Below are 14,599 nucleotides of genomic sequence, written 5' to 3' on the forward strand. Positions count from 1 at the left end.
GACAAAATTTTTATGGGACGGGATGCGGCTGGCGCAGGAGAGCAGGCCGGAGGGAATAAGCAGCCTGTACATCTACAGAGGGCCGGGGAGTTATGAACCGCTGGCGCGGGTGGATAAGGCGGGGAAAGAGGGACCGACCCGGATACTGTATTTTCACACGGATGTGAACGGCGCGCCGGAAGAGATGACGGACAGTGACGGGAAAATCGTGTGGGAGACGGGGTATCAGGTCTGGGGTAACACGATACAGGAGAAGGACCACGGCAGGGTGGAGCAGAACCTGCGTTACCAGGGACAGTACCTCGACAGGGAAACGGGGCTGCACTACAATCTGCACAGGTACTATGATCCGGATGTCGGGCGGTTCATGGTAACGGACCCGATAGGGCTGGCGGGTGGTATCAATCCCTACCAGTATGCGCCGAATCCGCTGAGTTGGATTGACCCGCTTGGGCTAAAATCATGTTTCTCTAGTAGTACAGGCCAGAAACGTGCTGAAGATATTATCAAAAAGCATGGCGGGATTCAGACCGCTGAGAATCGATATCAGATGCCTAATCGTCGAGCTGCAAGACAGGCTGCATCAGAAATAGCGGGGAATCTCGGTTCTGATCGTATCATAACAAGAAAGCCTGACTTTAGAGGTGGTCCATATACGTGGAAAGATTCTCAAGGACGTATAGGTGCTACAAACGCAAGTGGAACTGCGGGGTGGCGTGATGACATTTTAGGACATCCTGAATTCGGGGCTGGTTCCCATGTCAATGCCTGGAATGAGGCAGACGGTATTTTAAGTAATTTACATTTGGATTATTAAAATGGACAAAATTATATTTAGATCCGAGTCTGATAGAGAGAATGCAAAGGCAAGTGATACCGAAGCTATTTGGTATACAGTAGTGAATGAGCTGAAACAATCAGAACAAATGGCAAGTACAAATCCATGGAACCAAGATGATGCGATTATAAAGAAAAGATTTTGTTTATTAGATGATTGTGTTATTTCTATACGTTCGGCAAGAGCTGAAGATCGAATAGAAAAAAGAGATTATAATAAAGGATATTATTTTATTGAGATAATGAACCAAGATGAATCGATAAAATTTAGCTCACGTAAAATATATTCATGGGAACAAGTTATTGAATGTGCGTCTTGGTTCAAAGGAGTATCTTTTTTAGCTGCGCAAAGAATATGGAAAGCAAAGAAGTTGTAATGAAATAGAATTGAAATAAGGGATGTTACCAGATATTATTTAGCACCCAGTGAATTGGGGTATGGTGATTGCTCCTTACTTTTTCTGAAACTATGCCTTGATGTCGCAAGGTGGGATTGCACTGCAACCTTCTGAGGTACTACGACTCGGACTGTGGAACATTTACGTAACCCGATCCGATAGGGCTGCTTGGTGGATTAAACTTATACCAATATCCACCGAATCCGTTAAGCTGGATCGATCCGTTAGGACTTGCTGTAGATCCAATTGCTAAATTAGAAGATCGCGGTTATACAGGGGTAACAAGAACTTCTGGCGGTGGTTTAGACTATTCAAATAGTAATGCGTTATATAACAAACGACCTGGAGTTAGCCCTAAAGTTACTATTGAATATTCAGGTGATTATGAGGTTGATTATCAGAGAGCGAATGCGAAGGCTGGGTTAAATCAGGTTTCAACTCCAAGAGGATATGTCTGGCACCATCTTGATGATTATGATCCTGTTACTAATACAGGAACAATGCAGCTAATAGAAAAGCAAGCTCATAGCGGTATAAGCCATAATGGTGGTGTTAGTCAGTATAAGGCTGCAACTGGCAAAGAGTATACTCATCCAGCCAGAAACAGAGGATCACGGAAATGCGGTTAACGATTGAAGAGTCGGAAAAAAAACTAACTCAGGATGAATTTTCCGACTTTGAAAAGTATTTCGGTAAAAAACTTCCTGATAGCTTTAAAAATTTTTATCTTGAAAATAATGGTGGATATTTATCTGAAAATGGACAATCTTCTCCGTTATTATTTTCTGGGTTCATTTCAATAAAACATGGGAAAGTTCCGATAGAAAAAACCTATCAAGATTTAATTGATGATTTCCTTGACTTAAAAGATATGGTTCCTTTTGCTGATGATGAGGGTGGTAATTGTTTTTTGCTTTCATTGAGGGATAAAGACTATGGGAAAATATACATATGGTTAATGGATGAAAAGGAATTAGCTTTTGTATGTGAATCTTTTGATTCATTTATTAATAAATTATCATAAATAGTATTTTATTAAAAGGCCGGGAAAGAAATAAAATCTTCCCGGCTTTTTATTATTAAACTCTCGTTCAGCACACTAAACATCCCGTTCCGATCTCAAATCCCGCTTCTCTCAGCCATTTGGCGCTGATTTTGATAACCGGCGTGTCACTGCGGTTGGGAAGATGCTGTGTTGGTAGCACGACGGGTAGAGCCGGATGGCTGCCGCCAGGCGTACCGTTACAACGCGCTGAACGTGGTCATGGAAGTGGTGTTCACCAGTGGTCGGATGCCGGAGAAACGGACGCCCCGGAGATTATCCGCTTCAGTTATGACAGACTGGGGCGGATGCTGACCGAGGAGACGGCGCAGGGCGTCTTAACCCATCAGTACGATTAACTCAGCAACCGGACTGCCACCACCTTTTCATTTCATGAATGTATTACCGGGATGCGTGAATGTCATTCTTCAGATGATAAAAGTCGTCGCAGGGGAGCGATTCACGTTATTATTGCATCCTCAATAATGCACAATCTGGTCCTCGGGAAGAGCAAGATGGATGAAAAATCCAATGAGATGCCAGAAAGACATCGCTAAGAAATAGATATAGACTAATTATTACCCCCCGTCAGTCCTTGTTAAGAGCAGGAGAGACGTAATCTGGCCGGTCCCCTAATGCTTATAAAGCCCATTGATTTCGCCCACTTTCTTTCGCCCGGTATAACGCGGCGTCGGCATCTGAAACAATTTGTTCAGCCGTTTTTGCGGGAGCAGAACAGGTAATCCCCTGACTAACCGTAACAAACGCACTAACAGCAGATGCCTGATGCGGGATAGCTGCCAGTTTAAGTTCTTGCTTCACTCTGGCTGCTACCGTCTCTGCTTCCGGCAATGTTGCATTAAAAAGTATGATGGCAAACTCTTCGCCACCATAACGGACGACGACATCCTCTGACTGGCGAGTTGAACGCTGTAGAGCGTCGGCAACTTGTATCAGACAACGATCCCCAGCGGGATGCCCGTAAGTGTCGTTGTAACGTTTAAAAAAATCGACATCCAGCATAATAAGAGCAAATGGCCCGCCGTTATCTATCGCGTCGTGTAAGATACTGTTCATTGCACGTCGGTTTGCTACCCCAGTTAAAGGATCACGGTGTGCTAATGCGTCAAGGCGATTAATTAACTGATTGTTATAGCTGTTTTGTTCCCATGCTTCTTCAAACCAACGTAACAAAATGAGTCGCCCACCATATAGAGCCAGTGAAAAAATACACCAGATAACAGCAAAATGAATATTGATCTGTTGATTAAGCATAAGACTCGCTATTGGAGTGGTGAACCATAAGGGAATGACAAATGCGAGCAATGATGGGGTATGGAAATAAAGTGCAACAACGCCACTAAGCATTAATAATACACATAGTGGATAAGCAAACTGCAGCGTCCAGTGCGCAATAAAGTGATAACTACACCATGACCATAGCAGGCTCAGGGCAACTAATAGCACCTGGATAGGTAAGGTTTTTTGCCGAGGGATGAGTAGTAAACCACCGCAAATCAGCAGAATACCCGTTGCAGATATATCAATGGAATGTATAAGGCTTTTTTCATTTAACCAAGGAGGAGTAAGGTCATTAAACAGAACACGGCGCAGCAAAATCATCAATGCAAAACTGACATTGATAAAAGCAAACCATGGCAAACTAATTGTCATGCCGCGAATTACCATATCGCCGCGGGTTTTCCACGAGTGAGGCGTTTTTCTTCTTTCAGCCATTTTTTTAACCAAAAAAGGGCAGGATACCTGCCCGATACACAGTAAATTTATGGTGTCACTATATTGAACCAAAATTCAAAATTATCCATATAACCTAACAGCTCGTTGAGTTTTTCCGCATTACCAGTAATTTTGACATCTCCTTTGTCCGTGGCTTCTTTCAGCGTCTCTTCTTTCAGTACAATTTTGTTCAATACATCACGAGACAGAGAGATAGTAGCATCAGCATCCGAAGCCTCTACACCAGCGGTATGATTGAGAACACCAAAATCGAAATTCAACACGGCTTTGGCATCTGCCGCTTTCTCACCATTAATATGGACGGCACGATAATCAAAAAACATCTCTGGCGTCATCGCACGCACGGTGTCAGGGCCGGCAGTATTTGGTGTTGGTAATTGTTGTACGCCATTACGCAATTCCTGTGCGCCACTGAGATGGAAATTACGCCACGGCCCAGATTCAGCCTGATAGCCTAACTGCTCAAGCGCGTCAGCTTCCAGATTTCTCGCTGCCTGGTTGTTTGGATCGGCAAACACCACCTTACTAACAACCTGGGCAACCCAGCGGAAATTACCCTGGCCATAATCCTGTTTGGCTTTTTGTAAAATAGCATCAGCACCGCCCATATACTCGACAAATGTTTGCTTGTTGTTGATTAAGCTGCATCTTTAGCGTCTCCAGAATGGGTTTTTATTGGTGTAATTAAGAATGAAAATTTTTAGTGAGGGCAAGAATAACTATAATGGGCGTTAATAAATTGGCAAGCCGGGACTTGATGTTTTCTTAATGGCATGTTGGCGAAGAATATATTCTGCAAGTTAACGTTTTTGTTGGTGCTTTATTTAAAACAGGGTAGTACAAATATGTACAAATTCAAGTAGGCATTATTGTCGTAAAAAAGCATCACCGGACACATGACAGTCACAACGTGTGTTAATTTTACTGACATCTTTCAAAAGGAGCACAATCATGCCTCACATAGACATAAAATGTTTTCCACGGGAACTGGACGAACAACAAAAAGCAGCACTTGCTGCAGATATTACCGACGTTATTATTCGCCATCTGAACAGTAAAGACAGTTCGATAAGCATTGCTCTACAGCAGATTCAACCAGAATCATGGCAAGCTATCTGGGACGCCGAAATCGCGCCCCAAATGGAGGCTTTGATAAAGAAACCTGGTTACAGCATGTAATGCTTAACCTGCCGTAACTCGCTTGCCGCTGGTAACGAAGGTGCCAGCGCCTAAATGATGTAGTGTATTGAGTTTATCATCATCAAACTGCCAGCGGCCTTCGACAAATACTCGTGCGTCTGCCGCTGCCGATACCACTTCGCCAAATAGCGTATCGTATTTTTCTTGCTCGGAGGTCGCAGGTAGCAGGCGGCACTCCATCCACGCCAGACATTTTTCCTCGACCAGCGGCAAACCAAGCACCGGGCCTTTCACCACCGGAATGCCGTAGCAATTAAATTTATCTTCTTCACGACCCGACACACTTCCCACCGCCCACGTCCAGTTAGTTGCTGCAACGCCCGGGATAACGATGCCAAATTTACTGTTACGTTCAATCAACTCCCTGGTCCATGTCGATTTATCTACCACAATCGCCACACGTGGCGGTTCAAACTCCACCGGCATCGACCAGGCCGCAGCCATAAGGTTACGCCGCTGAGATTGATCATCGAAACTGGTTATCAAAACTGTGGGGCCATGATTTAACAGACGGCTGGCATGATGCAACTCGACGGGGATGAATCGGCTCACGGTATCGCCTCGCTAAGAAGGGTGTTTTAAAAGCGTAGCTCGTAACGCAATAAGCAACGAAATTAACGGGATCGGCGATTTGCGAACGTGATGCATGTCCGCGATCGCACAAAATAGCCTGTGCGGCGTCTATTCCAGGTTATAAGTTGATAAAACCACTAACGGAAACGCCTGATGACGCCCATTCTGAATCATTATTTTGCCCGCATTAACTGGTCTGGAGCTGCTGCGGTCAATATCGATACGCTTCGTGCATTACACCTGAAACACAATTGCACCATTCCATTTGAAAATCTCGATGTTCTGCTGCCGAGGGAAATGCAGCTTGATGATCAATCTCTGGAAGAGAAATTGGTGTTCGCCCGGCGTGGCGGTTACTGCTTTGAACAGAATGGCGTGTTTGAGCGGGTATTACGTGAGCTGGGTTTTCAGGTACGCAGTCTGTTAGGTCGCGTAGTGTTATCTAATCCGCCAGCATTACCGCCGCGTACACATCGTTTGCTGTTGGTGGAGCTGGAAGGAGAAAAATGGATTGCTGATGTCGGTTTCGGTGGTCAGACATTGACTGCGCCGATTCGTTTAGTGGCGGATATCGCACAAATAACGCCACATGGCGAATATCGGCTTTTACAGGAAGGGGATGACTGGATTTTGCAGTTTAATCATCATCAGCACTGGCAGTCGATGTATCTTTTTGATCTCTGCGAGCAACAACAAAGCGATTATGTGATGGGCAATTTCTGGTCGGCGCACTGGCCGCAATCGCATTTTCGCCATCATTTGTTGATGTGCCGCCATTTGCCGGACGGTGGCAAGCTAACGCTGACCAATTTTCATTTCACCCATTATGAAAATGGGCACGCGGTGGAGCAGCGAAATCTACCTGATGTGGCGTCGTTATATGCTGTGATGCAGGAACAGTTTGGTCTGGGCGTAGATGACGCAAAGCATGGCTTTACCGTGGATGAACTGGCGTTGGTGATGGCGGCGTTTGATACGCACCCGGAGGCGGGGAAATAGTTTGTGCCAGAGTGCCGGATGCGGCGTAAACGCCTTATCCGGCGGTTGTAGGCCTGATAAGCGAAGCGCATCAGGCAATTTGTTTTTCTGCCATCTATTGCAACGGTTTCAGAGTTCAATTGCCCATTCAGCATGGAAAAGAATCACCGCAGTGCCAGAAATGGTGACACTCTCCGGTTGGTTATCGCGAATTGTCACCGTCACATCAATCACGCCGTCACGCCCCAATGCGCGCCCCTGATGGCCTTTAACACGCAACACGCTGCCATCGTGGGGCAATACGTTGTGATGTACCAACCATGCGCCCATCGGGCCATTGGCATTCCCGGTCACCGGATCTTCCACAATACCAATTGCAGGTGAGAACATGCGACCATCGGTTTCATTTTTGCCTGGGCGGATCTGGAACGGGAAGAAACCATTGCAGCCAATCTGCTTGCTGATAGCGGTCAGCGCAGCAAGGTCAGGCGAAAGGGCGTCGATGTCCACTTCCGGTTTCAGTGGAATCATCACTTTTGAGTGTCCTGTGGTTGCCACCTGGATTGGTAAGCCAGGCAATATATCGTCTTCAGTGAGATGAAGTGCGTTGATAATCTCCGCTCGTGTTTCACCTTCCAGCGGTGGCTCAAAGCCCGGCGTACCTTGCTCTAGCGAAATACGATAATCATCGTTTTGCTTTTCGATAGTCACGCGATGTTTTCCTGCCAGTGACGTTTGCCAGATCGTGCAATTTCCTAAACCTAACGCCTTCGCACGTACATAGTGCGCAGCTACTGTCGCGTGACCACAAATCGGCACTTCAACTGTTGGCGTAAAGTAGCGGATGCGCACATCGCTGTCGTCGCTGTGCAGCAGAAAAGCCGTTTCCGAATGACCTAATTCGCGGGCGATAAGCTGCATTTGCGCTTCGCTAAGATTATCGGCGGGGAAAACAACACCGGCAGAATTGCCGCGAAACGGTTGAGAGGTAAAAGCATCGACGTGGTAAACCTGCGGTTTCATTAACGTTCTCCTGTGACTGGAGAGCTATCATAGCCTGCAAGTGGCCGGAGAGCGAAGGGCTATCCGGCCAGGGTGAAAATTATCGCCGCGAACGCACAATCTGATACCGACGAGTAAAGTACTCAAACGGCGCGCTCCACACATGCACCAGTCGGGTGAACGGGAAGAGTAGGAAGATGGTCATTCCCAGCACCAGATGAACGCGGAAAATAAAGGCGACACCATCAAGATGTGTTGATGCACCGCCCTGGAAAGTGACGATGCTTTGTGCCCAGCCCACCAGCTTCATCATTTCACTGCCGTCCGGATGTTGTGCTGAAAAGGGAATGGTGGTTAATCCCAGAATGCATTGAATTAACAAAATGGCGAGGATCAGGATATCCGCCCCAGAAGATGTCGCCCTGATGCGGGGATTGGTTAAACGACGCACCAGCAACCCCGCGCCGCCAATCAGCGTCAATACCCCGCATATCCCGCCGAGGATCATCGCCATTTGCTGTTTTACCGCCACCGGCAGAAACCACGCGTACATCCAGTGCGGCGTTAACATGCCGAACAGATGACCGAAGAAGATTCCAAGAATGCCGATATGGAACAGATTCGACCACAGTACCATCCCGCGTTTATCCAGCATCTGGCTGGAGGCGGCGCGCCAGGTATACTGCCCGTAATCGTAGCGCAGCCAGCTTCCGAGGATAAAAACCGTGCCACACAAGTACGGGTAGATATCGTAAAAAAAGACGTTCAGATACTGAATCATTTCCCACCTCCCGCACTGATGTCGACGTACTGCGGCGCGACATCCTGGCTAAAGCGTCGCTGATATTGATTAAGCGGCGAGCTGTCACACGCCGTGGCGTTATCTTCAATAAACTTCACCTGTTCTTCTTCCCACACCGCATCCAGCGCCTGGCGGGTGTCGTCACGCTCTTCACTACGAATTTGTTTTGTGACACTGTCACTTGACAGGGGGCTTCCTGCCAGTTGCAACAGGCCGTCAAATAACACGTACCACGGTGCCTCACGTTGTTTTAAGCGTCCGCCAAGCAGGGCGAGGATCGGCGCAACGTTGAGTAATCCTTCTTTCGCCTGATCGTCCGGCAGTACGCTTAAATACTCCAGATACAGCGGCAAATAATCGGGCAGTTCCCGACAATCCAGTTGCAGACCGACCTTTTCATACTCCGCCAGCAGGTCCACCATTGCCTGGCCGCGATCGCGGGACTCGGCATGAACATGTTCAAACAGCAGCAGCGACGTAGTGCGCCCGCGGTCGAACACTTCACACCATTCGGCCTGTTTATCCAGCAGCGGCGCGTTGAGCAGGTCGAGTGCAAAATCGGTGAGCATCGGCGCGTCGCGGCGGATAAGCGCCAGCGCGTCGTCCTTACACTCCCACAACAGCTCGTCCGGGTACTCCATCAACAGGCCGATCACTTTGAGGATCTGCATTATTCACCCTCCGCTTTGTCGCGCACTTCGGTGATGTTGATGGCATCGATACGGCTACTGTTGAACAGGTTGAATTTGCTGTCTGAGCCGTGGCAACCGTCGCCAAAGGTGAAGCCGCAGCCGTTGCGTTCTGCAAAGGCATCGCCCGCCATTTCCCGATGACTGGTTGGAATGACAAAACGATCTTCATAGTTGGCGATGGCAAGGTAGCGATACATTTCTTCTACCTGGGCGACACTCAGCCCAACTTCGTCGATGGCACGGGTATCGGTCACACCTTCCACGGTTTGCGAACGCATATAGTGGCGCATCGCCATCATCCGTTTTAGCGCTCGAAGTACCGGACCGGTATCGCCCGCACTCAACATATTGGCGAGATATTGCACCGGAATACGCAGGCTTTCGATGGCGGGCAGCACGCCTTCGCTTTTCGGTAAGCCGCCCGCATCGGCGTAGGACTGAATCGGCGACAGCGGCGGTACGTACCAGACCATCGGCAGGGTGCGATATTCAGGGTGCAACGGTAGCGCCAGTTTCCAGTCCATCGCCATTTTGTAGACAGGCGAACGCTGAGCAGCTTCAATCACATTTTGCGGGATACCTTGTTTCAGGGCCTCTTCGATCACTGAGGGATCGTGCGGATCGAGGAATACTTCGCACTGGCGTTCATAGAGATCAACCTCGCGTTCGGTGCTCGCCGCTTCCTCAATGCGGTCGGCGTCGTAAAGCAGCACGCCCAGATACCGGATGCGACCCACGCAGGTTTCTGAGCACACGGTGGGTTGGCCTGACTCAATTCGCGGATAACAGAAGATACATTTTTCTGACTTGCCGCTTTTCCAGTTGAAGTAGATTTTTTTGTACGGACAACCGCTAATGCACAAACGCCAGCCACGGCATTTATCCTGATCGATCAGCACAATGCCATCTTCTTCGCGTTTGTAGATAGCGCCGCTGGGGCAGGTCGCCACGCAGCTGGGATTGAGGCAGTGTTCGCACAGGCGCGGTAGATACATCATGAAGGTGTTTTCAAACTGCCCGTACATCTCCTTTTGCATGGCCTCGAAGTTGCGGTCGCGGGCGCGTTTTTCAAACTCGCCGCCCAGCAGTTCTTCCCAGTTTGGCCCCCAGATCACTTTGTCCATCCGCTTACCATCAATCAGTGAACGCGGGCGAGCAGTAGGAATATGTTTACCTTCCGGCGCGCTATGCAAATGTTCGTAGTCGAAGGTGAAAGGTTCGTAGTAATCGTCAATCTGCGGCACCACCGGGTTGGCGAAGATTTTGGTTATTACGCCCATCTTGCTGCCCAGACGCGGGCGTATCTTGCCATTCACATCGCGGACCCAGCCGCCTTGCCACTCTTCCTGATCTTCCCAGTTTTTCGGATAACCAATGCCCGGTTTGGTTTCGACGTTGTTAAACCATGCGTACTCCATGCCTTCGCGTCCGGTCCAGACGTTTTTACAGGTCACCGAACAGGTATGGCAGCCAATACATTTATCGAGGTTAAGCACCATGCCGACTTGCGAACGTATTTTCATTTTTTCGCCTCCTGTACCTGATCGCGACTTTCATCATCCAGCCAGTTAACGTTCTTCATCTTGCGGATTATGATAAATTCGTCGCGGTTCGAGCCGACGGTGCCGTAGTAGTTGAAGCCCCAGGCCAGCTGCGCGTAACCGCCAATCATATGCGTCGGTTTCGGGCAAACGCGGGTGACCGAGTTATGAATGCCGCCGCGCATGCCGGTTACTTCCGAGCCGGGGATATTCATAATGCGTTCCTGGGCGTGATACATCATAGTCATACCCGGCGGTACACGTTGGCTGACCACCGCGCGGGCCGTCAGCGCGCCATTGGCGTTAAACACTTCCACCCAGTCGTTATCGACAATGGTCAGTTCACGGGCATCGGTTTCGCTGATCCAGACAATCGGTCCACCGCGAGAGAGCGTCAGCATTAGCAGGTTTTCACTGTAGGTGGAGTGAATGCCCCATTTCTGGTGCGGCGTCAGGAAGTTAAGTGCTTTTTCCGGGAAGCCGTTTGGCGGGATCTGGCGCATCTCACTGACGCTACGGGTGTCGATAGGCGGGCGATAAGCCACCAGGCTTTCACCAAAAGCACGCATCCACGGATGATCCTGATAGAGCTGCTGGCGTCCCGACAGCGTGCGCCACGGAATTAACTCATGAACGTTGGTATATCCGGCGTTGTAAGAGACGTGATCGCTTTCGAGACCGGACCAAGTGGGGCTGGAGATAATTTTACGCGGCTGCGCCTGAATATCGCGAAAGCGAATCTTCTCGTCCTCTTTGTGCAGCGCCAGATGGGTATGTTCGCGTCCGGTGATCTCGCCCAGCGCCTGCCACGCTTTGACTGCAACATGACCGTTGGTTTCCGGTGCCAGAGCCAGAATCACTTCTGATGCGTCAATGGCGGTGTCAATCAGTGGACGCCCCTGTGCCGGGCCATCACGTTTGGTGTAATTGAGTTTACCGAGGAAATCGATTTCATCCTGGGTATTCCACGAAATCCCTTTACCGCCGTTGCCGAGTTTGTCCATCAATGGCCCGAGCGAGGTAAAGCGTTCATACGTAGCAGGGTAGTCACGCTCCACCGCTACAATATTCGGCGCGGTTTTACCTGGAATCAGATCGCATTCCCCTTTGCGCCAGTCGAGCACTTCACACGGCTGTGAGAGCTCTGCCGGAGAGTCGTGCAGCAGTGGTTGCAGTACCACGTCGGTTTCTTTGCCGAGATGACCCACGCACACTTGTGAAAATGCTTTGGCAATACCTTTGTAGATTTCCCAGTCGCTGCGTGACTCCCACGCCGGATCGACCGCCGCAGAAAGCGGATGAATAAACGGATGCATATCCGAGGTATTCATATCGTCTTTTTCGTACCAGGTGGCGGTAGGCAGAACAATATCGGAGAACAGGCAGGTGCTGGACATGCGGAAATCGAGCGTCACCAGCAGGTCGAGCTTGCCTTCAATCGCCGCAGTTTGCCACTCGACATCTTCCGGTTTGATCCCGCCACTGGCGCCGAGTTCTTCCCCCTGAATCCCGCTTTCCGTACCCAGCAAATACTTCTGCATATATTCATGGCCTTTGCCGGAGGAGCCAAGCAGGTTAGAACGCCAGACAAACAAGTTCCGTGGATGATTGCTACCGCTATCTGGCTGTTCGCAGGCCATACGTAAATCGCCCGACTTCAATGCCTGAGCGGTAAATTCGGCGGGTGATAATCCGGCCTTGTCGGCTTCGGCTTTAATCCTGAGCGGGTTACGCCCCAGTTGCGGCGCGGAAGGCAGCCAGCCCATGCGTTCGGCGCGAACGTTGAAATCAATCAGATGACCGCTGTATTTGCTGGCATCGGCCAGCGGCGAGAGCAACTCCTGAGCAGAGACTTTTTCATAGCGCCATTGGCTGGAGTGATTGTAGAAAAACGAGGTGCTGTTCATCTGGCGCGGTGGACGGTTCCAGTCGAGCGCAAAGGCCAGCGGCAACCAACCGGTTTGCGGGCGCAGTTTTTCCTGACCGACATAGTGCGCCCAGCCGCCACCGCTTTGCCCGACACATCCGCAGAAGATCAGCATGTTGATCATCCCGCGGTAGTTCATGTCCATGTGATACCAGTGGTTGACACCAGCACCGAGGATAATCATCGAGCGCCCATGCGTTTTATGGGCGGTATCGGCAAATTCGCGGGCGATGGTTTCAATGTACTGGCGCGGTACGCCGGTAATTTGCTCACCCCAGGCTGGGGTGTACGGTTTGATTTCAGCGTAATCTTTCGCGCTGCTTTCATCTTCCAGCCCGCGATCGAGGCCGTAATTCGCCAGTACCAAATCATAAACGCTGACGACCGGACAGTTGCTGCCATCGGCTAATGTCAGGTTTTTAACGGGTAATTGACGCACCAGTACCGGATCGTGTTTTACGCTGCGAAAGTGCGGATTTTCAATGCCGCCAAAGTAGGGGAAGGCCACGCCTGCAACGGTGTCGTGTTGACCGAGCAAGGTTAACGCCAACTCAGTTTCTGTCCCTGCGGCGATGGATTCCAGGTTCCATTTGCCTTTTTCGCCCCAGCGAAAACCAATCGAACCGTTCGGCACCACCAGTTCACCTGCGGTATTAACTGCCACGGTTTTCCACTGCGGATTGTTGTTTTCGCCCAGTCCATCCACCAGGTCGGACGCGCGGATCATGCGTCCGGGAATGTAGCTACCATCGTCGCGAGGCTCCAGCATTACCAGCATCGGCATGTCGCTGTAGCGGCGGCAGTAGTTGATAAAATAGTCGCTGGGATTATCGAGATGAAACTCTCTTAAAATCACATGGCCCATTGCCATCGCCAGGGCGCTATCAGTGCCTTGTTTCGGTGCCAGCCACTGGTCGCACAATTTGGCCACTTCAGAGTAATCAGGGGTAATGGCGATAGTTTTGGTGCCTTTGTAGCGCACTTCGGTAAAGAAATGGGCGTCCGGCGTACGTGTCTGCGGTACGTTAGACCCCCAGGCAATGATGTAACTGGAGTTATACCAGTCGGCAGATTCCGGCACGTCGGTTTGTTCGCCCCAGGTCATCGGCGAGGCGGGCGGCAGGTCGCAATACCAGTCGTAGAAGCTTAAACAGGTGCCGCCAAGCAGCGAAAGATAACGCGTTCCGGCGGCGTAAGATACCATCGACATGGCTGGAATCGGCGAGAATCCGGCAACGCGATCCGGGCCATAGGTTTTGATGGTCCAGACGTTAGCGGCAGCAATCAGTTGGTTTAGCTCCTGCCAGTTGGAGCGGATAAAACCGCCACGCCCACGTACCTGCTTGTAGCTCAGGCACTTTTGCGGGTCATTCATAATCGATTCCCACGCTATTACAGGATCGCTGTGTTGCTTGAGGGCTTCGCGCCACAGTTCAATCAGTCGTTTACGAATGAGCGGGTATTTCAGGCGGTTAGCACTGTAGAGATACCATGAGTAACTTGCGCCGCGTGGGCATCCGCGTGGTTCATGATTGGGCAGGTCAGGGCGGGTACGTGGGTAGTCGGTCTGCTGGATTTCCCAGGTCACCAGGCCGTTTTTAACATAGATTTTCCAGCTACAGGAGCCAGTACAGTTAACGCCGTGGGTAGAGCGCACGATTTTGTCGAATTGCCAACGCTGGCGGTAGCTATCTTCCCAGTCGCGGTTGCTATGCATCACCTGGCCGTGACCATCGGCAAAGGTTTCGCCCTTTTGTTTGAAGTAGCGAAAGCGATCCAAAAGTTTACTCATGACATGACTCCTGCTTCAGGAATGATTTGGGATCGGATGCCTTGTCGGATGCGACAC

The 14,599-nt window shown here is 50.0% G+C and carries 14 protein-coding genes and 3 pseudogenes; 8 read left to right on the top strand and 9 right to left on the bottom strand.

Translation table 11 applies throughout. The features are described from left to right. From D9742_RS23600 to D9742_RS22100, 4 genes are all read left to right on the top strand, one after another. Window positions 1–817: RHS repeat-associated core domain-containing protein (locus D9742_RS23600; protein ID WP_240780510.1), on the top strand; the 817-nt coding region annotated here is incomplete at its 5' end. Between the two features lies 1 nt (window position 818). After that, window positions 819–1,214, top strand: a complete 396-nt coding sequence (locus tag D9742_RS22090; protein WP_130238259.1) for a hypothetical protein — start codon at window positions 819–821, stop codon at window positions 1,212–1,214. A gap of 386 nt (window positions 1,215–1,600) precedes the next feature. Next, window positions 1,601–1,864, top strand: a complete 264-nt coding sequence (locus D9742_RS23605) for an HNH endonuclease (protein WP_240780511.1) — start codon at window positions 1,601–1,603, stop codon at window positions 1,862–1,864. After that, a complete protein-coding gene (locus D9742_RS22100) occupies window positions 1,855–2,259 on the top strand; it encodes an SMI1/KNR4 family protein (protein ID WP_130238260.1) in 405 nt (134 codons plus the stop codon). The genes D9742_RS23605 and D9742_RS22100 overlap by 10 nt, the downstream gene beginning before the upstream one ends. 82 nt (window positions 2,260–2,341) lie before the next feature. On the opposite strand, the pseudogene D9742_RS23610 reads toward D9742_RS22100, so the two are convergent. Next, window positions 2,342–2,440: pseudogene (locus D9742_RS23610) on the bottom strand (toxin SymE, type I toxin-antitoxin system family protein); the annotation flags it as partial. Between D9742_RS23610 and D9742_RS22110 the strand changes: the two are divergent. Both D9742_RS22110 and D9742_RS22115 read left to right on the top strand, forming a co-directional pair. Beyond that, window positions 2,415–2,636, top strand: a complete 222-nt coding sequence (locus D9742_RS22110; RefSeq protein ID WP_240780509.1) for a hypothetical protein — start codon at window positions 2,415–2,417, stop codon at window positions 2,634–2,636. The pseudogene D9742_RS23610 and the gene D9742_RS22110 overlap by 26 nt on opposite strands. A 30-nt stretch (window positions 2,637–2,666) precedes the next feature. Then, a pseudogene (locus D9742_RS22115) lies at window positions 2,667–2,822 on the top strand (ISAs1 family transposase); the annotation flags it as partial. Window positions 2,823–2,916: 94 nt separating this feature from the next. Here D9742_RS22115 and D9742_RS22120 read toward each other — a convergent pair. Together D9742_RS22120 and D9742_RS22125 are read right to left on the bottom strand one after the other, a co-directional pair. Then, window positions 2,917–3,966, bottom strand: a complete 1,050-nt coding sequence (locus tag D9742_RS22120) for a GGDEF domain-containing protein (protein WP_130238284.1) — start codon at window positions 3,964–3,966, stop codon at window positions 2,917–2,919. Between the two features lie 95 nt (window positions 3,967–4,061). After that, window positions 4,062–4,655 (bottom strand): annotated as a pseudogene (locus tag D9742_RS22125) (alkyl sulfatase C-terminal domain-containing protein); the annotation flags it as partial. A gap of 331 nt (window positions 4,656–4,986) precedes the next feature. Here D9742_RS22125 and pptA point away from each other — a divergent pair. Continuing rightward, window positions 4,987–5,214: a tautomerase PptA gene (gene pptA / locus D9742_RS22130; protein ID WP_001120141.1), complete on the top strand. Its 228-nt coding sequence runs from the start codon at window positions 4,987–4,989 to the stop codon at window positions 5,212–5,214. A gap of 3 nt (window positions 5,215–5,217) precedes the next feature. Here the strand turns inward: pptA and D9742_RS22135 are convergent, their stop codons facing one another. Beyond that, window positions 5,218–5,787 carry a flavin reductase family protein gene (locus D9742_RS22135; protein ID WP_130238261.1) on the bottom strand — a complete coding sequence of 190 codons (570 nt, stop codon included), beginning with the start codon at window positions 5,785–5,787 and terminating at the stop codon, window positions 5,218–5,220. Window positions 5,788–5,961: 174 nt separating this feature from the next. Here D9742_RS22135 and nhoA point away from each other — a divergent pair, with 174 nt between their 5' ends. Next, window positions 5,962–6,807: an N-hydroxyarylamine O-acetyltransferase gene (gene nhoA, locus D9742_RS22140; protein ID WP_072663085.1), complete on the top strand. Its 846-nt coding sequence runs from the start codon at window positions 5,962–5,964 to the stop codon at window positions 6,805–6,807. A gap of 108 nt (window positions 6,808–6,915) precedes the next feature. On the opposite strand, the gene D9742_RS22145 is transcribed toward nhoA, so the two are convergent. The 5 genes from D9742_RS22145 to narZ all read right to left on the bottom strand — a co-directional run bounded on the left by D9742_RS22145 (window position 6,916) and on the right by narZ (window position 14,542). Further along, the gene (locus D9742_RS22145; protein ID WP_130238262.1) at window positions 6,916–7,809 is read right to left on the bottom strand and encodes a PhzF family isomerase; all 894 of its coding nucleotides are present in this window, start codon (window positions 7,807–7,809) and stop codon (window positions 6,916–6,918) included. 79 nt (window positions 7,810–7,888) lie between these two features. Further along, window positions 7,889–8,569 carry a respiratory nitrate reductase subunit gamma gene (narI, locus tag D9742_RS22150; protein WP_000617136.1) on the bottom strand — a complete coding sequence of 227 codons (681 nt, stop codon included), beginning with the start codon at window positions 8,567–8,569 and terminating at the stop codon, window positions 7,889–7,891. Beyond that, window positions 8,566–9,261, bottom strand: coding sequence for a nitrate reductase molybdenum cofactor assembly chaperone (gene narW / locus D9742_RS22155; RefSeq protein WP_130238263.1), 696 nt, complete (start codon window positions 9,259–9,261; stop codon window positions 8,566–8,568). Before narW ends, narI begins: the two co-directional genes overlap by 4 nt. Next, entirely contained in the window at window positions 9,261–10,805 is a 1,545-nt protein-coding gene (gene narH / locus D9742_RS22160; RefSeq protein WP_000702560.1) for a nitrate reductase subunit beta, read from the bottom strand. The genes narW and narH overlap by 1 nt, the downstream gene beginning before the upstream one ends. Further along, window positions 10,802–14,542: a nitrate reductase Z subunit alpha gene (narZ, locus tag D9742_RS22165; RefSeq protein ID WP_130238264.1), complete on the bottom strand. Its 3,741-nt coding sequence runs from the start codon at window positions 14,540–14,542 to the stop codon at window positions 10,802–10,804. Before narZ ends, narH begins: the two co-directional genes overlap by 4 nt. Window positions 14,543–14,599 lie beyond the last annotated feature (57 nt).

This window comes from Escherichia sp. E1V33 (genome assembly GCF_004211955.1).
Taxonomy (GTDB): domain Bacteria; phylum Pseudomonadota; class Gammaproteobacteria; order Enterobacterales; family Enterobacteriaceae; genus Escherichia.